Below are 25097 nucleotides of genomic sequence, written 5' to 3'. Positions count from 1 at the left end.
CATTCTCGATGTCCGACGGCCCGTCCGCTCCACCGGGGGAGCCGTCCGGGGCCCCGACCGGGGGGCGGGGTCCCGGACGGTGTCGGAGCGACGGCGCTGGGCCCACGTCATGTGGGAGCGGAGGCGGACGCGGGCGAGGGTGTGGACACAGGCGCGGGTGCGGGTGCGCGGGTGAAGGCGTGCAGGACGTCGACCTCCGTGAACCCCGCCCGGTCGTAGAGCGCGCCCGCCGCCGTACGGTCCCTGACGTCCTGGGCCGTGGCGTCGGTGTCGTCGTCGTCCAGCAGCAGGATCACCTGCGACGCGCCCAGGTCGTCCGTCAGCGTGGCGAGCGCGGAGCCCAGCAGGCGGCGGGCGAGGCCGCGGCCCCGGGAGTGCTCCTCGACGCCGATCCACCACAGCGCGCCGTAGCCGTCGTGGGCGCCGACGAGGGCTTCGGCGACGTCGGTGCCGGTGGCCTCGTCCCGTACGGTCAACTGCCGCTTCCGCTGGTCGCCGTCGGGGCCCGGGCCGATGACCGGGCCCGGGAGGCGGGGGAGTTCGGGGGCGGGGAGTTCGCGGCGGAGGTAGCGCCAGCGGCGGTTGTCCGCGAAGCCGGCGCGGGCCAGGGCGGCGCGGGTGGCGGGGCGGTTGCGTACCGGCAGGCACTCCAGGCCGAGGCTGAGCGCCGAGGTGATGTGGAAGGCGTCGATGGCGCGCGGCGCGAGGGCGGCGACGGCGTGGCCGACCAGCGCGTGGGCGACCGGCGGGCGTTCGCGGCAGTGCGCCCACAGGATCACGCCGGTGTCGTCCCCGGGGCGCAGCGCGTACGACACGATGCCGAACACGGCGCCGCCGGGGCCGGTGGCGACGGCCGTGGCGGGCGGGTCGAGTTCGGCCCACCAGTCGGCGTCGGCGCGGGAGCGGCCGGCGAGGGCGTCGGCGAGCATGGCGGGGGTGGCGGGCGGCTGGCCGGGCAGGCGGTCGGCGTTGACGAGGTCGAGCGCGGTGCGCTCGTCGGCGGGGGTGTAGGGGCGTACGGCGAGGTCGGAGGGGGACGGTATGGCCAGGTGACGGGGGTAACGGCACATCTAGCCGGCCCGCTTGGCGCTGCCGCGGGCGGCGGGGACGCGGCCGGGGGACGGGCCGGTGGACGGACCGGGGATACGCGCGCGTGGCGGCTGCGCGGCGGCGGTGCGCGCGTCGGCGGTGCGCGCGGGAGCGCCCCGCTCGTCCGTGGCCCGCGCGGCGGCGGCGTGCTCGCCGGAGGTCTGCTCGCCGCCCGGGGCCGGCTCGTCTGCGGCTCCTGTACCGGTCGCCTGCCCGTCCGCGGCGTGCGCGGCGGCGCGGTCCCGGCCCCAGGTCGCCAGTGGCACCAGGGCCGCGTTGAGCCGGATGCCGTCAGCCGTCAGTGAGTACTCGACGCGGGGCGGCACTTCCTCGTACGACACCCGCCGGACGATCCCGTCCGCCTCCATCTCGCGCAGGTGGGACGCGAGCACCTTCTCCGTGATCCCCGGCAGCAGCCGGCGCAACTCGCCGAAGCGGCGGGCCGGGCGGTCGTCCAGCGCCCAGAGGATCAGCACCTTCCACTTGCCGCCGATGATCTCCATCGCGGCGTCGATGCCGCAGACATGGCCGTCCGGCGCGCCGGGCCGGTTCAGTGTGGTCATGCTCCGCCCTTCAGTCGTCCACCGCTTCCGCACCCCCGCCGACGTGCTTGCTCACCCCAGGGTAACCACCCACTCCAAAGTGCGTACTTGTCCGTCCACAGGGCTGTGACCAGCCTTGTCGTCATGACAACGGACACCGATGACAAGACTCCCGTGACCCTTCTCGGCCTCGGTGCCATGGGCACCGCACTGGCCCGCGCCTGGCTCGCCGCCGGCCACCCGACGACAGTCTGGAACCGCACCCCCGCCCGCGCCGACGCGCTGGCCGCCGAAGGCGCCCGTACCGCCGAGAGCGCTGCGGCGGCGGTCGCGGCCGGCGAGCTGGTCGTCCTCTGCCTGCTGGACGACGTGTCGGTCGGCGAGGTGCTGGCCGGCGCGGACCTCGCCGGCAGGGACGTGGTGAACCTGACGACGTGCACCCCCGCCCAGGCCCGCACCCGCGCCGCGTGGGTGACCGAGCGGGGCGCGCGCTACCTCGACGGCGGGATCATGGCCGTACCGCCGATGATCGGCGTCCCGGAGGCCGGCGGCTACGTCTTCTACAGCGGCCCGCGAGCGCTGTACGACCGGCACCGCGCGACGCTGGCGGTCCCGGCCGGCACCGCCTACGTCGGCGCGGACCCGGGCTTCGCGGCGCTGCACGACGTGGCGCTGCTGAGCGCCATGTACGGCATGTTCGCCGGCGTCACGCACGCCTTCGCGCTGATCCGCGGGGAGGACGTGGACCCGGCGGCGTTCGCCGGGCTGCTGGCCGACTGGCTGACGGCGATGGCCCCGGCGGCGCACCGGATCGCCGCCGACCTCGCCGCGGACGGCGGCGGGCAGGCGGAGGAGGAGGTCGCCGCCCTCGCGATGCAGGTGGCCGGTACGCCCACGTTCCTCGACACCGCCCGCCAACAGGGCGTCAGCACCGAGCTGCTGACCCCGTACTTCGAGCTGATGCGCCGCTGCCTGGCGGAGCGCGACGAGGCGGGGAGGCCGAGGGGCATGGTCGACCTGCTGCGCTGAGGCGGGGCGGCCGGGCGGGCGGCGGGCGACCGGGCCGGGCCGGCGGGTCGCGCGGTCAGGCAGGCGGCCGGGCGGGCAGACGGACCGGCGGGCGGCCCCGGGTCAGCGGCGGGCCGTGCCCTTCTCGGCGTCCAGGGCGTAGACGCAGCGGTCCTTGCTACAGGCGTACACGACGCCGTTCGCGACCACCGGGGACCCGGTGATCTCGCCGTCCGTCGCCAGCTTCCAGCGGAGCTGGCCGCCGACCGCGTCGACCGCGTAGATGCAGTGGTCCGCGGAGCCGAAGTGGACGCGGCCGTCCGCGGCCACCGGGGCGCCGATCAGGTCGCCGCGGGTGGCGAAGCGCCACATCGGGGTGCCGGCGACGGCGTCGAGGGTGTAGAGCGCGGCGCCGCTGCCGACGTGGACGTGGCCGTCCGCGACGAGCACGGGCTCGATGGACTGCCGGGCCTCCGTGGCGATGCGCCAGCGCTCGCGGCCGTCCGCGGCGTCGAGGGCGTAGACCGTACCGAGGTGGTCGGCGACGAAGACGCCGCCGCCCGCGAGGGCCGCGCCCGGGGCGTACGCGGGCGGGCTGAGGATCACCGCCGGGGCCTCGAACGTCCAGCGCAGCGTGCCGTACGCCGCGTCCAGGGCGAGGACCCGCTTGCCCGCCGCCGCGAAGACCGTCGCCCCGGCGGCCGTACCGGCGGTGGCCTCCACCGGGAGCAGCCGCACCGGGACGCCGCCGCAGGCGGCGGCGTCGCCGATCGGGTACGACCAGCGCTCGGCGCCGGACCTGGTGTCCAGGGCGCGCAGCCGGCCGTCCCCCCAGACGTACACCGTGCCGTCGTGGACCAGCGGCCCGGCCTCCTGCGTCTCGAACTCCGTCTGGGCGCCGTTCAGCTCCCACAGCGGCTCGCCGGTCGCCGCGTGCCGGGCCTGCATGCCGCCGCCGCGGGTGCCGGTGACGACGGTGCCGGCGGCGACCTGGAGCGAGTACACCCAGCCGCCCGTGCCCTGGCGCCAGCGCTCGCGGCCGTCGGCGGCGTCGAGGGCGTAGAGGCTGGGGCCGTCCGAGGCGTGGATCAGGCCCTCGGACAGCGCCATGGACCAGGCGACCTCGCGGGTCTTGAACTGCCGCCTGCCGCTGGTCACGTCCAGGGCGTGGACCTCGAAGGAGGTGACGTAGAGCAGGTTCCCGGAGACGACGGGCTTGCCCCAGACGTCGTTCGACATCCGGAACCGCCACGGCCGCCACCGCGCCGGCTCCGCCGGCACGGCCTCGGCGGGGGGCGCGGGCGCGGTGGTGGGCGGGGAGGCGCCGGGCCGGTGGCCCGAGTGCGGGCCGGGCGCCGGCTGCCCGGCGTGCGGTGCGCCGCCGCGGGGGCGGGCCCAGCCGAGGTCGAGCCCGCCGTCGGCGGCGGCGCGGGCACGCGCGGCGCGGGCGTCCACGACGCGGGGGCCCGGGCCGATGGGCACGGGCGCGCCGGCCAACTGGACCTCGGGGCCGGCGTGCGGAGGCGCGGCGGCGGCCCCGGCGGCCGGGGGCGCGGAGACGCGCTCCGGCGGCGCCCCGGGGGGTGCGGGCGGAGCGCCGCCGGGCGCGGCATGGGCGGGCCCGGAACCGCCGGGTCCGGGGCCGTGCGCGGAGCCGGGTGCACCGGCGTGCCGGCCGGGGCCGTGGGAGTGCGGCGCGGGCTGCTGCGCCGAATGCGGCGGAGACTGCGGTACGGGCCCGGCCCCCGGCCCCGCGGACGGCGCCGCCCCGGGCGGCGGTCCCGGCGGGTGCGTGGGCCGCGGCGGCATCGACCGGCGCGAAGCGGAGGACCCCCGCGACCCCCCGTTGCGCCCCGCGGAACCCCCGGACCCGGCCCCGCCCAGCGTGGCCGCGGCCCCGCGGCGCGCCTCGATCATCCGGATCGCGGTACGCGGCAGCCACGCCGACGCCGTACCGCTGTCGTCGCCCGCGGCGCCGAAGAGATGCGGCGCCAGGTCGGACTGGAGCGCCTCCGGGCTGGGCCGGTGGTCGGCGGTCATCTGCATGCACGCCTCGATGAGCGGGCGCAGCTCCGCCGGCAGCCCCTCCAGGTCGGGCCCCTCGCGCAGCAGCATGAACACGGTCTCGACGGGGTTCGCGCCATGGAACGGCGCGTGGCCCGTAGCCGCGAAGACGAGGGTGGAGCCGAGCGAGAAGACGTCGCTGGCGCCCGTCACGCTGCGCGAGTCGCGCGCCTGCTCCGGCGACATGTACGCGGGCGTGCCGACGGCGACGTTGGTCATGGTCAGCCGGGTGTTGGAGACACCGGAGGCGATACCGAAGTCGATCACGCGCGGCCCGTCCTCCAGGACGAGCACGTTGGACGGCTTGAGGTCGCGGTGGACGAGCCCGGCGCCGTGGATGGACTGGAGCGCCTCCGCGACGCCGGCGGCCACCCACCGCACGGCCTGCGGCGGCAGCGGCCCGCAGTCGTTGACCATCTCCTCCAGCGACGGCGCGGGCATGTACGCGGTGGCCAGCCACGGCACGGCGGCCCGGGGGTCGGCGTCCACGACGGGGGCGGTGTAGAAGCCGCTGACGGCCCGGGCGGCCTCGACCTCGCGGGTGAAGCGCACGCGGAAGAGCTGGTCCTCCGCCAGCTCGGTGCGGACGGTCTTGATCGCTACGCGGCGGCCGGACGCCGACCGCGCGAGATAGACGAGCCCCATGCCGCCGGCGCCCAGCCTGCCGAGCACCTCGAAAGGACCGATCCGCCTCGGGTCGTGCTGCGCAAGCTGCTCGACCACGTAACCCTCCACCTCCCCGTCGGGGGCTCCCGGGAACCGGGCCCCCCTCAGCCTCTCACCGCAGGCGTACGGCCGTCAGTCCCGAAAGTACGCCTGCCGATTCTCCACTCCGGAACGTGCCGGGCCTAACCCGGGGGGCGGCTCGGGGCACCGCCGCCCCTGGAACCGCCGGGTCCGGCGGAACCCCGCGCGCCGTACGGTCCGCGAGGCGCGGGACAGCACGGGGTCAGGCCCCGTCGGCGCTGGTGGTGGGGGTGGAGGGGGCCTCCGCGGCCCGCCCGCCGGCGTCGGCACCGCGGGCATCGGCACCGCGGGCGTCGGCAGCCTCGGCCGCGACCCCCGCGCCCTCGCCGCCCGACTCGCCGTCCCCGCCCGACTCGCCGTCCATCACCGCGAACGCCGCCCCCTGGTTGTCCACGACGACCGCGAACGTCGCCCCCGGAATCTCCTGCCGCTCCACCAGCACCCGCCCGCCCTGGCGCCGTACCGTCCTGAGCGCGTCGTCCACGTCGCCCACCCGGAAGTAGACGAGGAAGTGCGGCGGCATCTCCGCCGGCAGCACGTCCCCGACGAGCGCCCGCCCCGCCACCTGCCGGCCCGAACCCGGCAGCGTCCACGCCTTGAAGTCGCCCGCGTCGAACGGCGGATCCTGCAACTCGTAGCCGAAGACGGCCGGGTAGAAGGCGTCGGCCGCCGCCGCGTCGCGTACGTAGACCTCGGTCCAGCAGAAGGCGCCCGGCACGTCCGTCGCGCCGAAGCCCGGCCGTGTGCCGCCCTGCCAGACGGCGAACACCGCGCCGTCCGGGTCCGCGACCACCGCCGAGCGGCCGGCGTCCGAGACCCCCGCGGGCCCGGTGAGCACGGTGCCGCCGGCCCGCTGGATCTTCGTCACGGTCTCGGTGAGGTCCGGGCTGGCCAGGTGGACGCCCCAGACGGTGGGCATCCGGCCGTCCCGCTTGGCGACGAGCGCGGCGACCGGCTTGCCGTCGAGGAGCGCCCGGGAGTGCCGGGGGAAGGCCGTGCCGGCGTCCGTTCCCGCGCCGCCCTCCGTGAACGTCCAGCCGAACAGCTCGCCGTAGAAGCGCTCGCCGGCGCGGAGGTCGGGCAGGGTGGCGTCGGCCCAGCAGGGTGAGCCCTCGGCGAATACGTCCATCCGTCGTCGTCCTTCCACGTGACCGTGAGGGGGGTGGGCGTGAGGGGGGCGTGACGGGGATCGTGCGTGGGGTCGCCTCGCCAACGTATCGGTAGGGGACATCGACTGTTGCGAAAATACCCCGAACGTCGGGTCAATTCTGTTCGAGAGTGGCAATTCGCGCACTTCCGACCGTGTGACCTCCCCGTTTGCCCTCGCCAGATCGCGGTTCGATCACCCGTCGGTAAGCTGACGGCATGACAGGTCAAGTTCGGACGGTCGACGGCCGTGTCGCCGGCCGGCGCGGCCAGGCGACCCGCACCAAGTTGCTCGAATGCCTCGGCGAGATGCTCGACTCCTCGCCGTACCGGGACGTCAAGGTCATCGACGTCGCCCGCCGGGCGGGCACGTCGCCCGCGACCTTCTACCAGTACTTCCCGGATGTGGAAGGCGCCGTCCTGGAACTTGCGGAGCAGATGGCGAAGGAGGGCGCCGGGCTGACCGAACTGGTCGCCGGCCGCTCGTGGGCCGGCAGGTCCGGCGCGCAGGCCGCGGAGGAACTGGTCGACGGGTTCCTGGGGTTCTGGCGGCGGAACGAGGCGATCCTGCGGGTCGTCGACCTCGGGGCCGCGGAGGGCGACAAGCGGTTCTACAAGATCCGGATGAAGATCCTCAACTCCGTCACCAAGTCCCTGACCGAGTCGGTCCGGGAGCTTCAGGCGAAGGGCAAGGTCGACGAGGCCGTGCACCCGGCGGCGGTGGCCGGGTCGCTGGTGGTGATGCTCGCGGGAGTGGCGGCGCACCAGAAGGCGTTCCAGACCTGGGGCGTGAAGCAGGCGGACCTCAAGCCGTCACTGGCGCTGCTGGTGCACCTCGGGGTGACGGGGCGGAAGCCGCCGAAGCAGGCGTGAGCGCCGGGGGCAGCCGCTGCTGAATCGTTAGTGCTACGAGCCCCGCAACCCACCGGACGGCGGCCGTCGCCGCACTACGCTCACCGGCATGGCTGATGACCGTGTCCCTTCAGAACGCGCGCATCCGTTGCCAGCCCCCGGCGCCCGGGACGACCGACCGGTTCTCGTCGTCGGCGGCGGCCCCGCGGGGCTCGCGACGGCCGCGGCACTGCGGGCGGCCGGGACCCGGGCCGTGGTCCTGGAGCGGGCCGCCCGGGTCGGCGACTCGTGGCGCCGGCACTACGACGGGCTGCGGCTGCACACCCCGCGGGGCATCTCGGCGCTGCCGGGCATGCCGATCCCGCGCCGGTACGGGCGGTGGGTGGGGCGGGACCACCTCGCGCACTACCTGGAGGAGTACGCGGAGCACCACGAGCTGGAGATCGTGCACAACGTCGAGGTGGAGCGGGTGGACCGCGCGGAGGGCGGCGGCGTGGCGGAGGGCGCCGGCCGGGCGGCGGGCGGCGGCCGGGCGGTGGGCGCCGGCCGGGCGGTGGGCGGCGGCCGGGCGGTGGGCGCCGGCTGGAAGGTCGCCGCGACCGGCGGCCGGGTCCTCGACGCCCGCCGCGTCGTCGTCGCCACGGGCTACTGCCACACCCCGTACGTACCGGACTGGCCCGGCCGCGACACGTACCGCGGCGAACTGCTGCATGCCGCGCACTACCGCAACCCCGCCCCGTACGAGGGCAAGGACGTCCTCGTCGTCGGCGCGGGCAACACCGGCGCCGAGATCGCCGTCGACCTGGCGGACGGCGGCGCGAAGCGGGTGCGCCTCGCGGTACGGACACTGCCGCACATCGTGCGCCGGCCGACGGCCGCGTGGGGCGCGGCGGCGGGCCGCCGCCTCGGCGCCGCCCTCCCGGCCCGCACCGTCGACCGGCTGGCGGCCCGCGCGGGCCGCGTCGCGGTCCCGGACCTCGGCGAGTACGGCCTGCCGCGCCCGGCGAGCGGGCTCTACACCCGGGCCCGCGAGGGCGCGGTCCCGATCGTGGACAAGGGCCTCATCGCGGCCGTACGCGCCCGCCGGGTGCTCCCGGTCCCGGCGGTGGCGTCACTGGACACCGGCGGCGTGATCCTCGCGGACGGCGACCGCACGGAACCGGAGGCGGTGATCGCCGCGACGGGCTGGCGCCGCGGCCTGGAGGACGTGGTCGGCCACCTGGACGTCCTGGACGCCCACGGCCTGCCCCGCACCCGCGGCTGGCGGGCACCGGAGGGGGCACCGGGACTGCACTTCGTCGGCTACACGGCGGCGGTCAGCGGGAGCCTGCGGGAAATCGGCGTGGAGGCGGGCAAGTTGGCAAGAGCGGTGGCAAGAAGCCGAGCCTGACCCGAGGGGGGACGCGAGGCGGCACGGACGCCGACCTCGGGGCCCCGCGGGCGGAACCCGCCGAGCGCGGGCGAAGGCCCCGGCGCTCCGCGGGCAGAACGCGCTGAGGGCGGGCGAAGGCCCCGGTGCCCGCGGCCGGAACGCGCCGGTGTCAGGCAGCCCGCCGGAAGAGGGCCGTCCACAGGAACGCCTCCCCGAAGTACGGCGACTCGGCCCCCTCGTCCCGCATCCGCCGCAACTCGACCTCCTCCCACCCCGGTCCGGCGAAGACCCACCGCAGCGACTCCGGCGTGTACGCCAGCCCGCCGCGCAGTCCGCCGTGCCGCCGGCCGTCCCCGTAGAACGCGGCGTCCGGCAGCTCCGAGCCCATGCCCCCGGGCCCGGCGGCGAAGCAGGCGAGGCCGAAGTGCCCGCCGGGGGCGAGGTGGTCGCGCAGCAGGGCGAGGTAGCTGACGCGGCGGTGCGGGGGCAGGTGGTGGAAGCAGCCGGAGTCGTAGATGAGGTCGTACGGTCCGCCGCGCAGCGGGCCGGGCTCGTCCCGTACGAGACCGAAGGCGTCCCCGCAGTGGAACCGCACCGCCACCCCCGCCTCGCGCGCCCGCTCCTCGCCCCAGGCAACGGCGGTGGCGGAGAGGTCGACGGCCTCGACGTCGAAGCCGTGGGCGGCGAGGAAGACGGCGTTGCGGCCCGGGCCGCAGCCGAGGTCGAGTGCCCGGCCGGGGGCGACGAGGTCGCGGTCCAGATACGAGACCAGGTTCTCGTCCGGCTTGTCGGCGAAGAACGGGACGTCCCGCTCCCGGTCCGCGTAGAAGCCGTCCCACCAGCCGCCGCCCTGCTCGGTCCACCGATCGGCACCGGTCGCGAACATCCCGTCCAGCAGCCGCAGTACGTCCTCCACGGACCGCACGTCCCGCTCCATTGCGCGCACTCCCTCCCGCCCGGAGCACGACCGTACGTGAAACGAGGACGGTGCCCGTCCGACGACTTCCCCTGATGGTCATCGGACGGGCACCGTGTTGGCCGCCCACCTGATCGGTGTAGATAGCGGCCGACCGCTCGGCCCGGCATTCCCCCTGCTGGCGGGCCTGATAAGAGAATGGCAGCGACCGATCAACGTTTGGTTAATGCCCACGTCAAGCTTTCGTTCATCGCCCTCACGGCCCGCCGCGGAGCCCGGTCGGAGCACCGTCGGGGCCCGGTCGGGGGCGGGGCGGCAGGGGCGCCTCAGGGGCGCACGAGGTGCCGGGGCAAGGGCGCCTCGGACACATTGGCGAGAAATAGCCAGCATTGGACGGGGACGTCCTGATTCCTTGACGTGCGTCCGGCCGCCCGAATATTTTCACGGCTGCCATACCACTGCGAAACGGGGGGCTGGGAGGTCTAACGGTCGTGGGCCAGAGGAAGTCGAGCGCGTGTGAGACCACTGCGAAAGGAGGTTTACGGGCTCCGGGAGATCCGGACGGAATACCGTCGCTGACCGATCGCGAGCGGCAGACGCTCTTCCTCGTCGGTACGGGCGCGGGAAACCGCCTCATCGCCCGCCGGCTGGGAATCTCGGAACGGACGGTACGGGCGCACCTCAGCAATGCCGTACGCAAGATCGGAGTGCGTTCGCGCTCCGGGGCGGCGGTCTTCGCCTTCGCGTATCTCGATCTCGTGGACCTTCCGGAACCACCGGACGCGAAGGAACCGCCGCGACCGCGCACCGCGGGCGCGCCCCGCCCGCCGGCGAACTCCGCCCGCCGCTGACCGGTGCACCCGCCGCTGACCGCGCGCTGTCCGCCGCCCACCGCGCGCTGACCGCCGCGCAGCGGATCAGCGGGCGCCCTCCGCCGTATCGGCGAGGCACGCCCCCACGAGCCACCCCCGCCGCACCGCCTGCGCCCCGCCCTGGAAGCGGCTCTCCGCGCCGAGGTGCTCCAGCAGTTCGGCCACCCGCCTGCTGTACGTCCGCGGGGACATGTGCAGATTGCGGCAGGCGACCGTGTCCGGCGTCCCGCGCGACAACTCGGCCAGCACCGGCACCAGGTGAGGCGGCGGCGGTGCGGCGAGCTGTCGTACGGACCGGTGGCTGAACCGCTCGTCCGGAAATTCGTCGACGACGAGACGGAGACCGTGTGTCTGCGCTGTTGCCCGGGGAGTCGAATCGCTCATGCCGTACAGCGAAACGGACACCCATGGACACGCTGTGGACAGCGCGTCGAGGGTCGTCAATCCGCTGTCAATCGGCCCCGGCGGACGGCCGCGGAAATGCCGGGGAATGGGCCGGTGGCGGCGGATGTCCCGGGTGCGGCAGACTGTGTGCGCGGGACTGGGCAGGGGGTGGGCATGTCCGAAGGCCAGCGCGCCGGGTTACGCGCCGCGTCACCCGAACACGGCCCGGCAAAGGGCGCGTCGGTGCGCTTCGCCCTGCTGGGGCCGGTGCGGGTCAGGCGCGACGGACAGCCCCTGAACATCGGCTCGCCGCAGCAGCGGGCCGTGCTCGCCATGCTGCTGCTGCGCGGCGGCCGGCACGTGTCCGTGGAAGAACTCGTCGACGCCGTCTGGGGCGAGGCCCCGCCGCGCGACGCCGTGGGGACCGCACGCACCTACGTCTCCCGCCTCCGCCGCGCCCTCGGCCCCGACGCTGACCTGCTGCGCGGCGAAGCCGGCGGCTACGCCGTACACCTGCGCGCCGGCGCCGAACTCGACGTCGAGACCGCCACCCGCCTGGCCGCCGAAGCGGACGCCGCCCTGGCGGCGGGCCACCCCGAGCGGGCCCGCGAACTGCGCGGCGACGCGCTGGAGCTGTGGGACGGCGAACCCCTCGCCGGCCTCCCCGGCCCGTACGTGGAACGGCAGCGCACCCGGCTGGCCGAGTGGCGGCTGTCGCTGCTGGAAGGCCGGCTGGAGCTGGACGTCGAGGTGGGGCGGCGCGCGGAGGCGATCTCGGAGCTGACGGCACTGACGGCGGCGCACCCGCTGCGCGAGCGCTTCCGCGAGCTGCTGATGCTGGCGCTGTACCGCAGCGGCCGGCAGGCGGAGGCCCTGGCGGTGTACACGGACACACGCCGCCACCTCACGGACGAACTCGGCGTGGAACCGGGCCCTGAACTCGCCGCGTTGCAGCAGCGGATCCTGCGGAGCAGGGACCAGCCGGCACCGACGGCATCCGCCCGGGCGACCACCGCGGTTCCACCGGCGCAACTGCCCGCCACGCTCCCGGACTTCACCGGCCGGGGCCTCGTGGTGGAGGAACTGGGCAAGCAACTGGTGCAGGCGCCGCACATGGTGATGGCGGTCTCGTCGGTCTCGGGCATCGGAGGCGTGGGCAAGACCACGCTGGCCGTCCACGTCGCGCACGCGGTACGGGAGTCGTTCCCGGACGGCCAGTTGTACGTCGACCTCCAGGGCTGGGGCTCGTCACCGGCCGACCCGCTGGGCGTCCTGGGCTCGTTCCTCCGCGCCCTCAACGTTCCGGACGCCGACATCCCCGAGACGCTGACCGAGCGCGCCGCCCTGTACCGCTCCGTCCTGGCGGGCCGCCGCGTCCTGGCGCTGCTGGACAACGCGGGCGACGCCGCCCAGGTACGGCCGCTGCTGCCGGGCACCGAGGGCTGCGCGGCGCTGATCACCTCCCGCGCCCGCATGGCCCACCTCGTCGGCGCGCACCACGTCGACCTGGACGTGATGGACCCGGACGAGGCGCTGCTGCTCTTCACCCGCATCGTCGGCACCGAGAGGGTCGAACCCCACCGGGGCGCGGCGATGGACGTCGTAGCGGCCTGCGGCTTCCTGCCGCTGGCGATCCGCATCGCCGCCTCCCGCCTGGCGGCGCGCGCACGTGGACCGTCTCGGTGCTGGCCCGGAAGCTGTCGGACGAACACCGCCGCCTGGACGAACTCCAGGTCGGAGACCTGGCGGTCAAAGCCACCTTCGAACTCGGCTACGGCCAACTCGAACCGGAGCAGGCCCGAGCCTTCCGCCTCCTGGGCCTGGTCGACGGCCCCGACATCTCCCTCAGCGCGGCAGCGGCCATCCTCGACCGCGACGAAGACGACACCGAAGAACTCCTCGAAACCCTGGTCGACACCAGCCTCCTGGAATCCGCAGCCCCCGGCCGCTACCGCTACCACGACCTCCTCCGCCTCTTCGCCCGCACCTGCGCCCAGCGCGAAGAACCGGAGGCGGAACGGGAGGCAGCACCGTCTCGCCTCCTCGACTTCTACCTGGCCACAGCGGCACGGGTGTACGAGCTGGACCGCCCCGGCGACAACCTCACGTCGCATCTCTCCGCGGTGGCGCACCGCGGCCTGCGCTTCGCCGACCGGCACACCGCGCAGGACTGGCGCCTGGGGGAGGCGGACTGCCTGCTTGCCACCGCGCGCCAGCTCGTGGGCACAAGCACCCTCGCCCGCGCCGTCGACCTGCTCATGGTGACCGTCGACCTGGCCGAGTCCGGGAGGTACTCGCTTCCGTTCGCGCGGGTTGCCGGCCACCTGCTGGAGGCCGCGCAACGCTCGGGCGACCGCCGCAGCGAGGGCCGGGTGCACGACGTGCTGTCCGCTTCGTACATCGACTCCGGCCAGTTCGAGCAGGCGGAAATGCACGCCGCGGAGGCCATGCGGCTGGCGCGCGCAAGCGGAGACCGGGTCATCTACGGCCACGCCGCCTCCGACCGCGGCATCGTCGCCGACATCCAGGGACGCTCCAGCGACGCCGCAATCCACCTGGAGGACGCCCTTGCCGCCTACCGCGCCGAGGGGAACCTGCTGGGCGAGGCCAGCGCGTTGGCCAACCTGTCACGTATGCACGGCGACGCCGGGCGGACGACGCTCGCCGTCGAGCTCGCGCAGCAGGCTCTTGCCATTCACCACACGCTCGGCCCGAGCTTCCGGATGGCCAACGGCTTGTACGCCCTCGGCATCATCACCGTGGCAGGCCGACCGGACGACGCGCTCACGCAACTCGACTCCGCGCTAGAGCTCTTCCGCGAGAACCACATGCACTTCTGGGACGGCATGACGCACTTCCGTATGGCCGAAGCCGCGTTCGCGGCCGAGCGGCACTCCGAGGCCGCCGTGCTCGCCGAGCAGTCGCTCGGGCAGTTACAGAGCGTCGGCGGCGACTGGCACCGCGGGATCGTGCTCACCCTCCTGGGCCGTACGCTGCTGGAGATGGGTCAGCGGGGCCGTGCACGGGCCTGCTGGACCGAAGCGCTAACCCGGCTTCGGAAGTCCGATTCCGCGGAGACCGGCGAGGTGAGCGCGCTGCTCGCCTCCATCGCGCCGGACTGATACCGGCTGCCGACCCGTGCCCCGTCGCATCGCGGAGGCGCGCCCCCGTAGGCCGGGTTCTTATCCCTGCTGCGCCTTGGTCGATCCGGACTCGCGGAGTTCGCGGGCCTCGGTCAGACACGCCTGCGCCCGGTCGGGCTGGCCGAGTTCGCCGAGTGCCCGGCCGAGGACGGTGAGCGCGCTGCCGCGGTGCCAGTCGCCCCCGATGCCGCGGAAGCGGGACAGAGCCCTCTCGGCGTACGAAGCCGACTCGGCCGGTTCGTGCACGGCGAGGTGGACCTGCGCGATGCGGAAGTAGGACAGGCCCTCCCACAGCTCCATGCGGTTCGCCCGGAAGAGCGCGGCAGCCGCGTCCAGTTGGGTGAGCGCTTCGAGATGCCGGTCGGCGGTGTTGAGCACGATGCCCAGGGAGTACCTGCTGCTCGCCAGGCGGAGCGGCGCCTTGGCCTGGTCGTCGAGCCGAACCGTCTGCTCCGCCAGCTCGATCGCTCTGGCCGTCGAGCCCGTCTCGCTGTGGATACGGGCGAGGTTGCGCATGGCGCAGGACTCACCGTCCAGGTTCCCGTCCTCCCGGTAGGCGACGAGAGCCCGCTCCAGGCTGTGCGTGGCCTCGTCCTGATGCCCCAGGAGGGAGGCGGTGACACCGCGGTCGTTCGCCCCCTCACCGGCCGCCCAGATGTCACCGCAGGCATCGGCGAGGCGACAGGCGCGGGTGGCGTGCTCGTACGACAGCTCGAAGCGCCCCGTGAACTGGTGGGCCGATGCCAGGACGATGTGGGCGCGGGCCTGGCTGCGGATGTCGTCGGCCTCTCCGGCGGCTTCGAGCGTGGCGGCGGCGAGCGGCACGAACCGCGGGGAGTAGAGGCCGGACTCAGCGAGGTCCTTGGCGGCGAGGAGCAGATCGACGGTGCGCGAGAGCGAGTCGCCCCGGGCGAACTGGCGAACAGCGGCCAGCAGGCACTCGGCTTCGCTGAAGAGCCAGTCCTGCGCGGCGGGATGGCTGTCGAAGTCCAGACCGGCGTGCGCGGTCGGGTTCAGGTGTCTGATCAGGGTGTCGCCGGGGCGGCCGAGTTCGTACACGCGGGCGGTGGTGGCGAGGTAGAAGTCGAGGAGGCGGTTCTGTGCCGCGTCTCGTTGGGGCTCTGGCTGGTCGTGTTGGGCGCAGGTGCGGGCGAAGAGGCGGAGGAGGTCGTGGTAGCGGTAGCGGCCGGGGGCTGCGGATTCCAGGAGGCTGGTGTCGACCAGGGTTTCCAGCAGCTCTTCGGTGTCGTCTTCGTCGCGGTCGAGGATGGCCGCTGCCGCGCTGAGGGAGATGTCGGGGCCGTCGACCAGGCCCAGGAGGCGGAAGGCTCGGGCCTGCTCCGGTTCGAGTTGGCCGTAGCCGAGTTCGAAGGTGGCTTTGACCGCCAGGTCTCCGACGCGGAGTTCGTCCAGGCGGCGGTGTTCGTCCGACAGCTTCCGGGCCAGCACCGAGACGGTCCACGTGCGGCGCGCCGCCAGGCGGGAGGCGGCGATGCGGATCGCCAGCGGCAGGAAGCCGCAGGCGGCGACGACGTCCATCGCGGCGTCGCGTTCGGGGGTGACGCGTTCGGTGCCGACGATGCGGGTGAACAGCAGCAGCGCCTCATCCGGGGCCATCACGTCGAGGTCTACGTGGTGGGCGCCGGCCAGGTCCGCCATCCTTGCCCGCGAGGTGATCACGGCCGCGCAGCCTTCGGTGCCGGGCAGGAGGGGCCGGATCTGGGCGGCGTCGCGGGCGTTGTCCAGCAGCGCCAGCACCCGGCGGCCCGCGAGCATCGAGCGGTACAGCGCCGCGCGTTCCTCCAGCGGCTCGGGGATCTCGGTGTCCGGCGTGCCCAGGGAACGTAGGAACGATCCCAGGACCGCCGCCGGCTCCGCCGGGGAGGCGCCCGCGCCCTGGAGATCGGCGTAGAGCTGGCCGTCCGGGAACGACTCCCGTACCGCGTGCGCGACGTGAACGGCCAGCGTGGTCTTGCCGACACCGCCGATGCCGGAGACCGAGGAGACCGCCATCACCATGCCCGACGCCTGCTCCAACTGCTTGCCCAGCTCGTCCACGAACGCGTCCCGGCCCGTGAAATCCGCCAACCGCGCCGGCAACTGAGCAGGCGACAACCGCACAGGCGTCATGGCCACCGGCGCCACAGACTGCTCACCTCCCCGGAGGATCCGCTGTTGCAGTTCCGCCAGCTTCGGGCCGGGCTCGACTCCCAGCTCATCGATCAAGAGCCGCCGGCTGTCCGTATAGACGGCCAACGCCTCCGCCTGCCGCCCGCTGCGGGACAACGAGAGCATCAGCAGCTCGCGAAACCGCTCCCGCAGCGGGTACCCCGCCGTCAGCGCCGTCAACTCCGAGACGGCCTCGGCGTAGTCGTGCGCCTCGATGTCGAGGTCCAACCGGCGCTCCAGCAGCGACAACCGCCACTCGGTGAGCCGCGCGCGCTCGGTCTCCGCGAACGCCCCGGGCAGCCCGGCGAGCGGTTCGCCGTCCCAGAGCGCCAGGGCCTCGCGGAGCAGCGAGCGGGCCCGTTGGGCATCCCCGCCTTCCGCCGCCACGTCGGCCAGGGCGACGGCCTGTTCGGCGATCGCCACGTCCGACACGGCGCCGGTTCCCGACCGCAGCACGTAGCCGCCGGCCTGGCCGGTGATGAGGTCCGCATCCGGGCCGAGAGCCTTGCGCAGCCGCGAGACGTACGTCCGTACGGTCCCCACGGCATCGCGCGGCGGGTCCTCGCCCCAGACGGCGTCCACGAGTTCGTGGGTGGTGGCGTGGTGGCCGGAGCCGATCAGCAGCGCGGCCAGCACGGTGCGCTGTTGCGGCGGGCCGATGTTGATCGGCGTGCTGCCGCGCCATGCCGCCGGCGGACCGAGCAGGCCGAAGTACAGCAACCCGCCGACATCGCCGACCCGGGCCGGCGATGTCCCACCACGCCCTGCCATGCCCCACCCCCTCTGCTCCGCCCGGCCCCGCCCGACAGTCTGCCGCGGGGCGCGACGCGGTGTCTGTAGCGTCGGGTCGTACGGCCTGATGTCGACGGATGGAACGGCTGGGAGAGGGCACGTCACCTCCCAAGCAGGAGGAAGGCCCGGCCGCAGCAGTCCCCATCTTGCTGCCGCGACCGGGCCGTTTCGGCCCCCCCTCGGGCCGTTCTGTAGGCCGACTAGGGCCTGGAGTTGCCGAGCGGCTTGAGGTCGCCGTTCGAGTCGTCGTCCTTGGTCGGCTCAAGGTCAGTCGGGTCGAGGTTCGGGTCGGGCTCGTCCGTCGGCGGCATCGGCCTGGAGTTGCCCTTTGTCGTGAACTTCTCTTTCTTCTCCGGCACTTGCTCTCCCCCTATTCGGTGGCGTGCATACCTGAGGCACCACGTCCGGCGACTCCCCCGCGGGTCGCCGGACGGGCGCCGCGTGGCCGCTCACCATAATGGTGCTGCACAGCGGCCACCCGGTTGGCCTGCCATTCCCCCGAAGTGACGGGCCTATGACAAGGAGGGTGCCGGTTCGTGATAAACGTTCGATGAACGAGCGCGTTGACCCAGCGTCAGGCGACGGCTGACGGGCTGAGGAGCGCGCGTACTTGGGCTGCTTCCGTGGCTCCTGCCCGCTCGTGCAGGGAGAGCGCTTCGGACCAGCATGCTCGGGCGCGACCGGACTGGCTGATCTGGTCCAGGGCCCTGCCGAGTACGGTCAGCACGTTGGCTCGATGCCAGTCGCCTCCGATGCCCTGGAGGCGCGTGAGCGCCTGCTCGGCCTGGGCGGCGGACTCCGTGGCCTGTCCGGCGGCGAGGTGCACTTCGGCGAGGCGGAACAGCGTCAGGCCGTCCCAGAGGCTCATCCGGTGCGCACGGAAGATCGCCAGTGCCTGGGTCAGTTGGGCGAGTGCGTCCTCGTGCCGGCGGAGACCGGTGAGGGCGATACCCAGTGCGTACATGACGTTTGCCAGCCGGAATTCGGCGTTGAGCTTCCGATATATCGCAATCGCCTGTTCGGCGAGTTCCACCGCTGTTGCCGCGCGGCCCATGTCGTTGTGGAGCCGCGAGAGATTGCTGAGCGCAATGGCTTCACCGTCGAGGTTCCCGTCCGCACGGTAGGCGGTCAGTGCGTACTCCAGGTAGTCGTCGGCTTCCGTGTGACGTTCCTGGATGGAGGCGATGAGGCCGCGGTCCGTCGCCGCTTCGCCGCACACCCAGACGTCGTTGCACGTCTCACCGAGCAGCAGGGCGTGCGTAGCGTGCAGGTCTGCCTGCTCGAACCGGCCGGAGAAGATGTGCGCCGAGGACAGCACCGTGTGCGCCCTGCACTGACTGCGCGTGTCATCCTCTGCCTGCGCCGCCTCCAGGGCGGCAGCCGCGGCGCGGATGAACTGGAGAGAATAGGCACCGGACTCGGCCAGGTCCTTGGCGACGAGCAGCAGGTCTGCCGCGCATGCCAGGGTGTTGCCCCCGGCGGCTTGCCGGACGGCCGCGAGCAGGGAGTCGGCCTCGCGGAAGAGCCAGTCCTGAGCATCCTCTCGGGTGCTGAACTCCAGCCCCGCCCCGATCTCCCACGCCAGATGCTTCGTCAGCGTGTCGCCCGGGCGGCCCAGTTCGTACACCCGCGCCGCCGTCGCCAGGTAGAAGTCCAGCAGCCGCGACAGCGCCGCCTCGCGTTCCGTCGTCGGTTCCTCGCGTTCCGCGCAGTCGCGGGCGAAGAGCCGGACCAGGTCGTGGTAGCGGTAGCGGCCCGGGGCTGCCGATTCCAGGAGGCTGGCGTCGACCAGGGCTTCCAGTAGTTCTTCGGCGTCCTCCGTGGTGCGGTCCACGATCGCCGCTGCCGCCGTGATCGAGATGTCCGGGCCGTCCGCCAGGCCCAGGAGGCGGAAGGCTCGGGCTTGTTCGGGTTCGAGTTGGCCGTAGCCGAGTTCGAAGGTGGCTTTGACCGCGAGGTCGCCTACGCGGAGTTCGTCCAGGCGGCGGTGTTCGTCGGAGAGTTTGCGGGCCAGGACCGAGACGGTCCACGTGCGGCGGGCTGCCAGCCGCGAGGCGGCGATGCGGATGGCCAGGGGCAGGAAGCCGCAGGCGGCTACGACGTCCATGGCCGCGTCGCGTTCCAGGTCCACCCGTTCCGCGCCGACGATGCGGGTGAAGAGCAGCAGTGCCTCGTCCGGGGCCATCACGTCGAGGTCGACGTGGTGCGCGCCGGCCAGGTCCGTCATCCTCGTGCGGGACGTGATCAGCGCCGCGCAGCCCTCCGTGCCGGGGAGCAGGGGGCGGATCTGGGCGGCGTCGCGGGCGTTGTCGAGGAGGGTCAGTATGCGGCGGCCGGCGAGGACCGAGCGGTACAGGGCGGCGCGTTCGTCGACCGGTTCCGGGATGTCCGCGTCCGGGGTGCCGAGGGCGCGGAGGAACGCGCCGAGGACCGCCGCGGGTTCCGCCGGGGACGGGCCGGAGCCCTGGAGGTCGGCGTAGAGCTGGCCGTCGGGGAACGACTCCCGTGCCGCGTGGGCGACGTGGACGGCCAGGGTGGTCTTGCCGACGCCGCCGATGCCCGACACGGACGACACCGCCATCACCGTGTCCGGTGCGTTCGCCAGCTCCTTGCCCAGTTCCTCCACGACGCCGATGCGGCCGGTGAAGTCCGAGACCGTCGCCGGCAACTGCGCGGGGCGTACGACGCGGAACGGCGCGTCGCCCGCGAGGGGTTCGGTCTTGGGGGCGGCCAGTTCCTCGTCGGCCTGGAGGATGCGCTGCTGTAGCTCGGCCAGCTCCTGGCGCGGGTCGACGCCGAGTTCGTCCTGGAGCAGGCGGCGGGTGTCCGCGTACACCGCCAGGGCCTCCGCCTGCCGGCCGCTGCGGTAGAGCGCGAGCATCAGCAGCTCGCGGAACCGTTCCCGCAGTGGGTGGCCCGCGGTCAGCGCCGTCAGCTCGGAGACCGCCTCCGCGTGCCGGGCGGCGTCGAGGTCCAGCTCGATGCGGTGTTCCAGCAGGGTCAGGCGCAGCTCTTCGAGGCGGTCGCGGTGCCAGTCGGCGTACGGGCCGGGGACGCCGCCGAGCGGTTCGCCGGTGAACTGGGCGAGCGCGCCCGCGTACAGCTCGCGCGCCTGCGCGGAGTCGCCGGAGCCGGCCGCGGCTTCGGCGGAGCGGGCCAGTTCCTCCGCGGTGGCGATGTCGACCTCGGTGTCGTGCGCTCGGATCGCGTACCCGCCGGCCTCGCTCACCAGCGCGTCGGCGCCGAGGGTCCGGCGCAGCCTGGAGGCGTACGTCCGCAGCGCGGACACCGCGCGCGGCGGGGGGTCCTCGCCCCAGATGCCGTCGACCAACTCCTGGGCCGTGGCGGTACGGCCACCGCGCAGCAGCAGCGCCGCGAGCATCGCGCGCTGCTGGGGCGTACCGACCGGAAGGGGCTCCTCGCCGCGCCACGCACGGACGGGACCGAGCACGGCGAAGCGCAGCGCACTCGTCTCGTCTTCGTGGGCCATGGCCGCCCCCTCCCCGGTCCCGGTGATTCCAGATAGCCAAGTCTGCCCTGCCGGGGGTGTTTTAGTCAGCAACGACAGCGTCCTGGCTGGGCCATTGGCCCAGTAAGTGGACGTTTTTCGGCCTTCGGGAGCACACCCCGCGCAGCGGCGCGGCGTGTGAACCTTGCCGTGCGCCCCCGCCCACGCACCGCGGGTGAGCTGACGCCTCGTCAGGACGGCGCTACGGTGAGCCCATGCAGACCACCTTGGCGAAGACGATCACGGTGGACAACCACATAGGCCAAACCTGTCGTGCCCGGCAGATCGGCTGGATTCTATATGTGCGGAAGAGGCATTGCCCGTTCGGGCACGGTGGCAACAGGGGTGTCCGAAACCGGGGGGCGCGAAGCGGGGGGTCCGGTATAGGGGGCTTATTGCCGCTCCCGTACGGGCAATTGCCCCGGGGCGCCGGGGCGTAGCGCATGGACTACGGGATGCAGTTGCCGGTCCAGTCGCTGAGCACCCGCTTCGCCGAACCCTGGGAGGCCGGCGCCGGTGTCGCCGACCTCGCGGAGGTGGCGCGGGCCGCGGACCGGCTCGGCTTCGGGTACGTCGCCTGCTGCGACCACGTCGCCGTGCCGGAGCGGCTCGCGGCGGCGATCGGCACCACGTGGTACGACCCGGTGGCCACGCTCGCGTACCTCGCCGGCATCACGCGGCGCGTACGCCTCCTGAGCCACGTGGCCATCGTCGGGCTGCGGCACCCGCTCGCCGTCGCCAAGCAGTACGCGACGCTCGACCACCTCTCGGGCGGGCGGCTGGTGCTGGGGGTCGGGGCGGGGTACGTACGCGAGGAGTTCGAGGCGCTGGGCGTGGACTTCGCGCGGCGGGGGGCGGTGCTGGACGAGTCGATGGACGCGCTGCGGGCGGCGCTGGGGCCGGCGGAGTTCCCGGCGTACGAGGGGGAGCTGTTCGCGTTCCGGGGGCTGGGGCAGCAGCCGCGTCCTGTGCAGCGGCCGGGGCCGCCGCTGTGGGTGGGCGGCTCGTCGCCCGCGGCGACCCGGCGGGCGGCGCTGCGCGGCGACGGGTGGCTGCCGCAGGGCGACAGGCGGGAGCGGCTGCCGGCGCAGATCGGGCGCATTCGGCGGCTGCGCGAACGGGCGGGGCTCGCGGCGCCGTTCACGTTCGGCGCGATCACGGAGGCGGTGTACGTGGGGGAGCCGGCCTGGAACGTCGGCAGCCGGACGCTGACCGGGCCGGCGGAGGCCGTCGCGGAGTCGCTGCGGGAGTACGGGGCGATCGGGGTGGACCAGGTGCAGGTGCGGTTCCGCTCGCGGTCGCGGGCGGAGCTGCTGGACCAGATGGCGGCGTTCGCGGGGGAGGTGGCGCCGCGGCTGGGGTGAGTCCGCGGCGGGGCCGGGGCAGGTTCTTCACCGCCCTGGCCCCGCACCTGCGTCAGCGGCCCAGCCAGATCGGGTTCGTCATCGCCGCCATCGCCCCCGGCAGCCCGCTCGTCCCGCCGTCCTGCACCGGGTGGCGGACCTCCGCGCGGACGAACGCCGCGTACGACGGCGTCGTGCTCCACTCCACCGTCCCCGCACCGTCCGCCAGCGTCGTCGCGTACAACTGGCCCTCGTCCGTCATGAAGCGGACCTGCGTCTTCGCCGGGCCGCCCGCCACCTTCAGCCGTACCGTCACCCGCGCGTCCGACGCGGCCCGCAGCCGCTCCCCGATGCCCGCGTGCTCGCCCCGCGGGCCCGACGCCGTGAACTGCACGTCCACGTCCGCCGACTCCGCGAGCCAGCTCCGTCCCGCCCGCAGCCCGGCCAGCAGCGCCTGCCGGGACAGGTCCTCGGCCAGCACCACCGTCTGCGGCAGGCCCACGACCTGGCCGTCGCGGTGCGCGTCGCTGTTGCCCACCGCCGGCAGCCAGTCCGGCGCCCCTCGGCCGCCGCCCTCGCGGCCCGCCGTCAGCGCGTTGTCCCACGCCGCGACCGCCAGCTCGTCGTCCGCCGTCCAGGGCCCGTTCCACACCTCGACCGCGTCCGCGCCCTCGTAGCCGAACTTCCACTGGCAGCCGACGAACGGGCAGTTGGGGTGCGCCGGTACGACCAGGCCCCCGGCGGCGTGGATCTTCCGCACGTAGCGCGGGTACGCGTCGTCCCGCGCCCGGTAGCGCCAGTCCACGAACACGCCCGGGTCGGTGCCGACCGCCAGGTAGTGCCCGTTGCGCGTGGTCACCTCCTCGCCGCACAGCACCAGCAGGTCGTCGCCCCACAGCCCCTCCCACGCGGCGTGCCCGGAGGACGTGTTGTGCTCGGTCGTCGTGATGAAGTCCAGCCCCGCCGCGCGCGCCGCCGCCGCGGTCTCCGCGGGGGTGCGGGCGCCGTCCGAGTGGACCGTGTGCAGGTGGCAGTCCCCGCGGTACCACGCCCGGCCGCGGCCCTTCGCCCGCTCGGGCGGGAACCGCGGCGGTGCGGTCTCGCCCGACGGGCCGTAGCGCAGGGTGATCTTCACCTCGTAGTCGAGGCCCTGCGGGGCGATCGTGTACGGGCCGAGCACGACGTGCCAGCGGCCGGCCCGTACCGGCCCCGGGAGGTACGCCGGCGTCGTCGCCGCCCGGTCCGCGCTGATCGCGAACTCCGTGCGGAAGCCGCCCGACCAGCCGCGGAAGCCGCGGCCTCCCGAGCCCGTGCCGCGCTCGTCGAAGATGCCGATGTCGAGCGCGTTGCCCGTCGTGCCCGCGGGCACCTGGGGGCGGTCGTAGCCGTACGAGACGTGGATCTCGCGCACCCCGCGCGGCACGTCGACCGGCAGGTAGACGAAGTCCGGCGCGCCCGGCTCCAGATGGCCGGTGACGGTTCTGCTGTCCTCGGAGCCGGAGCGGTCCCCGTCGTCCTCGTTCTCCGCCGCGCCGGCAAAGCTCACGGGGGCGAGCGTCATCGCTCCGGCGGTGGCCGCCGAGAGCTTCAACAGGTCGCGTCTGTCCACGGGTGCGGTCCCTTCGCGTGGGTTCATCGCTGGAACGGTGCTACACGGGTCCTATACGCGGGTGACGCGGAAGGGAACACTGCGCGACGGGTGAGAAGGGCGGGACCCGTGCTACGGACGGGGCTTCCGCCGGCGCGGGAACACCGCGCGCAGCACGTAGACGAGGAAGAGGGCGCCGACCGCGTACAGGAGGGTCTGCCAGTCGCCGGAGTCGCCGCCGCCCGTCGTGCCCGCCGTGCCGGACGTGCTCGTGGTCCCCGTACTCGCCGAGAAGCCTCCGGAGATCGTCGTCCCCGCCCCCACCGTCGCGCCCATCGTCGACCCGGCGTTCATCCCCGGGTCGATGTACCGCCCCGCGGCGCTGCTCGCGCTGCCGATGCCGCCGCCGGACGTCTGCGCCGCCGCGGCCCCCGGCAGCAGGAGCACGCACAGCGCGAGGGCACCGGGAATCCATAACGGAAGCCGCCGGAACCGATGACGTCGTACGCGCATGACGAACCTCCCGAATCTGGGCGGGGGAATCGCTGCCGTGGTTCTTTCCAGCGTACGACCCCCGCCGGATACTGCGCGAATGCATATTTCCGTGACGATCTTCCTCACCGACGAGACCGTGCGCCCGCCCGTCCTCGCCCGCGAGCTGGAGCAACGCGGCTTCCACGGGCTCTATCTCCCCGAGCACACCCACATCCCCGTCAGCCGCGACACCCCCGCCCCCATGGGCGAACCGCTGCCCCGCGAGTACGGGCGCACCCTCGACCCCTTCGTCGCCCTCGGCCAGGCCGCCGCCGTCACCGAGCGCCTCGCGCTCGGCACCGGCATCACGCTCATCGCCCAGCACGACCCGATCGTGCTGGCGAAGCAGGTCGCGACGCTCGACTTCCTCTCCGGCGGCCGGTTCACGCTCGGCGTCGGCTTCGGCTGGAACGTCGAGGAGGCCGACGACCACGGCGTCGACTGGCGCGGCCGGCGGGAGCTGGGGCGGCGGCGGATGGGGCTGATGAACGCCCTCTGGTCGCCGGAGCCCACGGCGTACGAGGCCGGTGAGACGCCCGGCGACGGGGCGGGTGACGGGGCGGGCGAGGTGCCCGGCTCCGCGGCGCGTACCGCCGTACGGGCCTCCGACGCGTACCCCAAGCCCGTCCAGGCGCCCCGCGAGCGCAAGGGCGCGCCCCCGCTCCACGGGCCGCGCACCCTGGTCGGCGGCCGGCCGGGGCCGAAGCTGTTCGCGCACGTCGCCGAGTACGCCGACGGCTGGATGCCCATCGGCGGCGGCGGTCTGACCGACAGCGTGCCCCGGCTGCGGCAGGTGTGGGAGGACGCCGGGCGGGACCCGGCGGCACTGGAGGTGGTGCCGTACGCCGTGCGGCCGAGCGAGGGCAAGCTCGCGTACCTCGCCGCGCAGGGGGTGCGGGAGGCCGTCGTCCAACTCCCGCCCGCCGGCGAGGCGGAGGTGCTGCGCACGCTCGACGCCTACGCTCCCTTCCTCTGACCCCGCCGGCGCGATCGGGTCACGGCCACCGCAGCCCCGCCCGACCGCACCC

17 protein-coding genes and 1 pseudogene are annotated in these 25097 nt (G+C 74.2%); 7 read left to right on the top strand and 11 right to left on the bottom strand.

Annotated elements, in window-relative coordinates:
* Nucleotides 1–107: 107 nt before the first annotated feature.
* Both QBL21_RS30940 and QBL21_RS30935 read right to left on the bottom strand, forming a co-directional pair.
* Nucleotides 108–1070 (bottom strand): GNAT family N-acetyltransferase, encoded by a 963-nt coding sequence (locus QBL21_RS30940; protein WP_407565528.1) that lies wholly within the window; start codon nucleotides 1068–1070, stop codon nucleotides 108–110.
* Nucleotides 1071–1652: a winged helix-turn-helix transcriptional regulator gene (locus QBL21_RS30935; RefSeq protein ID WP_407565527.1), complete on the bottom strand. Its 582-nt coding sequence runs from the start codon at nucleotides 1650–1652 to the stop codon at nucleotides 1071–1073.
* Between the two features lie 123 nt (nucleotides 1653–1775).
* On the opposite strand from QBL21_RS30935, the gene QBL21_RS30930 reads away from it, so the two are divergent.
* Complete coding sequence (locus tag QBL21_RS30930; RefSeq protein WP_407565526.1) at nucleotides 1776–2660, top strand: NAD(P)-dependent oxidoreductase; 885 nt, start codon at nucleotides 1776–1778, stop codon at nucleotides 2658–2660.
* A gap of 102 nt (nucleotides 2661–2762) precedes the next feature.
* Here the strand turns inward: QBL21_RS30930 and QBL21_RS30925 are convergent, their stop codons facing one another.
* Nucleotides 2763–5426, bottom strand: coding sequence for a serine/threonine-protein kinase (locus QBL21_RS30925; protein ID WP_407565525.1), 2664 nt, complete (start codon nucleotides 5424–5426; stop codon nucleotides 2763–2765).
* A gap of 226 nt (nucleotides 5427–5652) precedes the next feature.
* The gene (locus tag QBL21_RS30920) at nucleotides 5653–6579 is read right to left on the bottom strand and encodes a VOC family protein (RefSeq protein ID WP_407565524.1); all 927 of its coding nucleotides are present in this window, start codon (nucleotides 6577–6579) and stop codon (nucleotides 5653–5655) included.
* 236 nt (nucleotides 6580–6815) lie between these two features.
* Here QBL21_RS30920 and QBL21_RS30915 point away from each other — a divergent pair, with 236 nt between their 5' ends.
* On the top strand, nucleotides 6816–7469 hold the full coding sequence (locus tag QBL21_RS30915; RefSeq protein WP_407565523.1) for a TetR family transcriptional regulator: 654 nt from the start codon (nucleotides 6816–6818) through the stop codon (nucleotides 7467–7469).
* Nucleotides 7470–7557: 88 nt separating this feature from the next.
* Nucleotides 7558–8838 (top strand): flavin-containing monooxygenase, encoded by a 1281-nt coding sequence (locus tag QBL21_RS30910; RefSeq protein ID WP_407565522.1) that lies wholly within the window; start codon nucleotides 7558–7560, stop codon nucleotides 8836–8838.
* 151 nt (nucleotides 8839–8989) lie between these two features.
* On the opposite strand, the gene QBL21_RS30905 is transcribed toward QBL21_RS30910, so the two are convergent.
* Nucleotides 8990–9757 (bottom strand): class I SAM-dependent methyltransferase, encoded by a 768-nt coding sequence (locus QBL21_RS30905; RefSeq protein WP_407565521.1) that lies wholly within the window; start codon nucleotides 9755–9757, stop codon nucleotides 8990–8992.
* A gap of 470 nt (nucleotides 9758–10227) precedes the next feature.
* Here QBL21_RS30905 and QBL21_RS30900 point away from each other — a divergent pair, with 470 nt between their 5' ends.
* Complete coding sequence (locus QBL21_RS30900) at nucleotides 10228–10587, top strand: helix-turn-helix transcriptional regulator (RefSeq protein WP_407565520.1); 360 nt, start codon at nucleotides 10228–10230, stop codon at nucleotides 10585–10587.
* Between the two features lie 66 nt (nucleotides 10588–10653).
* On the opposite strand, the gene QBL21_RS30895 is transcribed toward QBL21_RS30900, so the two are convergent.
* Nucleotides 10654–10992, bottom strand: coding sequence for a hypothetical protein (locus QBL21_RS30895; protein WP_407565519.1), 339 nt, complete (start codon nucleotides 10990–10992; stop codon nucleotides 10654–10656).
* A gap of 174 nt (nucleotides 10993–11166) precedes the next feature.
* Here QBL21_RS30895 and QBL21_RS30890 point away from each other — a divergent pair.
* A pseudogene (locus tag QBL21_RS30890) lies at nucleotides 11167–14114 on the top strand (BTAD domain-containing putative transcriptional regulator).
* A 60-nt stretch (nucleotides 14115–14174) separates the two neighbouring features.
* Here QBL21_RS30890 and QBL21_RS30885 read toward each other — a convergent pair.
* The 3 genes from QBL21_RS30885 to QBL21_RS30875 form a co-directional block, all read right to left on the bottom strand.
* Nucleotides 14175–17075 carry a BTAD domain-containing putative transcriptional regulator gene (locus QBL21_RS30885; protein ID WP_407565518.1) on the bottom strand — a complete coding sequence of 967 codons (2901 nt, stop codon included), beginning with the start codon at nucleotides 17073–17075 and terminating at the stop codon, nucleotides 14175–14177.
* Nucleotides 17076–17296: 221 nt separating this feature from the next.
* Entirely contained in the window at nucleotides 17297–17455 is a 159-nt protein-coding gene (locus tag QBL21_RS30880) for a hypothetical protein (RefSeq protein ID WP_407565517.1), read from the bottom strand.
* A gap of 215 nt (nucleotides 17456–17670) precedes the next feature.
* The gene (locus QBL21_RS30875) at nucleotides 17671–20586 is read right to left on the bottom strand and encodes a BTAD domain-containing putative transcriptional regulator (protein WP_407565516.1); all 2916 of its coding nucleotides are present in this window, start codon (nucleotides 20584–20586) and stop codon (nucleotides 17671–17673) included.
* A gap of 461 nt (nucleotides 20587–21047) precedes the next feature.
* On the opposite strand from QBL21_RS30875, the gene QBL21_RS30870 reads away from it, so the two are divergent.
* On the top strand, nucleotides 21048–21968 hold the full coding sequence (locus QBL21_RS30870) for a TIGR03619 family F420-dependent LLM class oxidoreductase (protein ID WP_407565515.1): 921 nt from the start codon (nucleotides 21048–21050) through the stop codon (nucleotides 21966–21968).
* Nucleotides 21969–22020: 52 nt separating this feature from the next.
* Here QBL21_RS30870 and QBL21_RS30865 read toward each other — a convergent pair whose 3' ends face one another.
* Both QBL21_RS30865 and QBL21_RS30860 read right to left on the bottom strand, forming a co-directional pair.
* Nucleotides 22021–23508, bottom strand: a complete 1488-nt coding sequence (locus tag QBL21_RS30865; protein ID WP_407566621.1) for a CehA/McbA family metallohydrolase — start codon at nucleotides 23506–23508, stop codon at nucleotides 22021–22023.
* Between the two features lie 159 nt (nucleotides 23509–23667).
* The gene (locus QBL21_RS30860; RefSeq protein WP_407565514.1) at nucleotides 23668–24048 is read right to left on the bottom strand and encodes a hypothetical protein; all 381 of its coding nucleotides are present in this window, start codon (nucleotides 24046–24048) and stop codon (nucleotides 23668–23670) included.
* 79 nt (nucleotides 24049–24127) lie between these two features.
* On the opposite strand from QBL21_RS30860, the gene QBL21_RS30855 reads away from it, so the two are divergent.
* Nucleotides 24128–25045 (top strand): LLM class flavin-dependent oxidoreductase, encoded by a 918-nt coding sequence (locus tag QBL21_RS30855; protein ID WP_407565513.1) that lies wholly within the window; start codon nucleotides 24128–24130, stop codon nucleotides 25043–25045.
* The last annotated feature ends 52 nt before the right edge of the window (nucleotides 25046–25097 follow it).

The sequence above is a fragment of the Streptomyces sp. 184 genome (genome assembly GCF_045781775.1).
Classification (GTDB): Bacteria; Actinomycetota; Actinomycetes; order Streptomycetales; family Streptomycetaceae; genus Streptomyces.
The sequence above is the reverse complement of the archived record's forward strand: the minus strand, read 5'-3'. Positions and strand labels throughout refer to the sequence as shown.

Bases quoted from the DNA above. Each gene is read 5' to 3' on its own strand.
- QBL21_RS30855 (WP_407565513.1), top strand. From the start codon at position 24,128: ATGCATATTTCCGTGACGATCTTCCTCACCGACGAGACCGTGCGCCCG.
- QBL21_RS30935 (WP_407565527.1), bottom strand. From the start codon at position 1,652: ATGACCACACTGAACCGGCCCGGCGCGCCGGACGGCCATGTCTGCGGC.
- QBL21_RS30860 (WP_407565514.1), bottom strand. From the start codon at position 24,048: ATGCGCGTACGACGTCATCGGTTCCGGCGGCTTCCGTTATGGATTCCC.
- QBL21_RS30930 (WP_407565526.1), top strand. From the start codon at position 1,776: ATGACAACGGACACCGATGACAAGACTCCCGTGACCCTTCTCGGCCTC.
- QBL21_RS30915 (WP_407565523.1), top strand. From the start codon at position 6,816: ATGACAGGTCAAGTTCGGACGGTCGACGGCCGTGTCGCCGGCCGGCGC.
- QBL21_RS30910 (WP_407565522.1), top strand. From the start codon at position 7,558: ATGGCTGATGACCGTGTCCCTTCAGAACGCGCGCATCCGTTGCCAGCC.
- QBL21_RS30920 (WP_407565524.1), bottom strand. From the start codon at position 6,579: ATGGACGTATTCGCCGAGGGCTCACCCTGCTGGGCCGACGCCACCCTG.
- QBL21_RS30895 (WP_407565519.1), bottom strand. From the start codon at position 10,992: ATGAGCGATTCGACTCCCCGGGCAACAGCGCAGACACACGGTCTCCGT.
- QBL21_RS30905 (WP_407565521.1), bottom strand. From the start codon at position 9,757: ATGGAGCGGGACGTGCGGTCCGTGGAGGACGTACTGCGGCTGCTGGAC.
- QBL21_RS30865 (WP_407566621.1), bottom strand. From the start codon at position 23,508: ATGACGCTCGCCCCCGTGAGCTTTGCCGGCGCGGCGGAGAACGAGGAC.
- QBL21_RS30885 (WP_407565518.1), bottom strand. From the start codon at position 17,075: ATGGCAGGGCGTGGTGGGACATCGCCGGCCCGGGTCGGCGATGTCGGC.
- QBL21_RS30870 (WP_407565515.1), top strand. From the start codon at position 21,048: ATGGACTACGGGATGCAGTTGCCGGTCCAGTCGCTGAGCACCCGCTTC.
- QBL21_RS30875 (WP_407565516.1), bottom strand. From the start codon at position 20,586: ATGGCCCACGAAGACGAGACGAGTGCGCTGCGCTTCGCCGTGCTCGGT.
- QBL21_RS30940 (WP_407565528.1), bottom strand. From the start codon at position 1,070: ATGTGCCGTTACCCCCGTCACCTGGCCATACCGTCCCCCTCCGACCTC.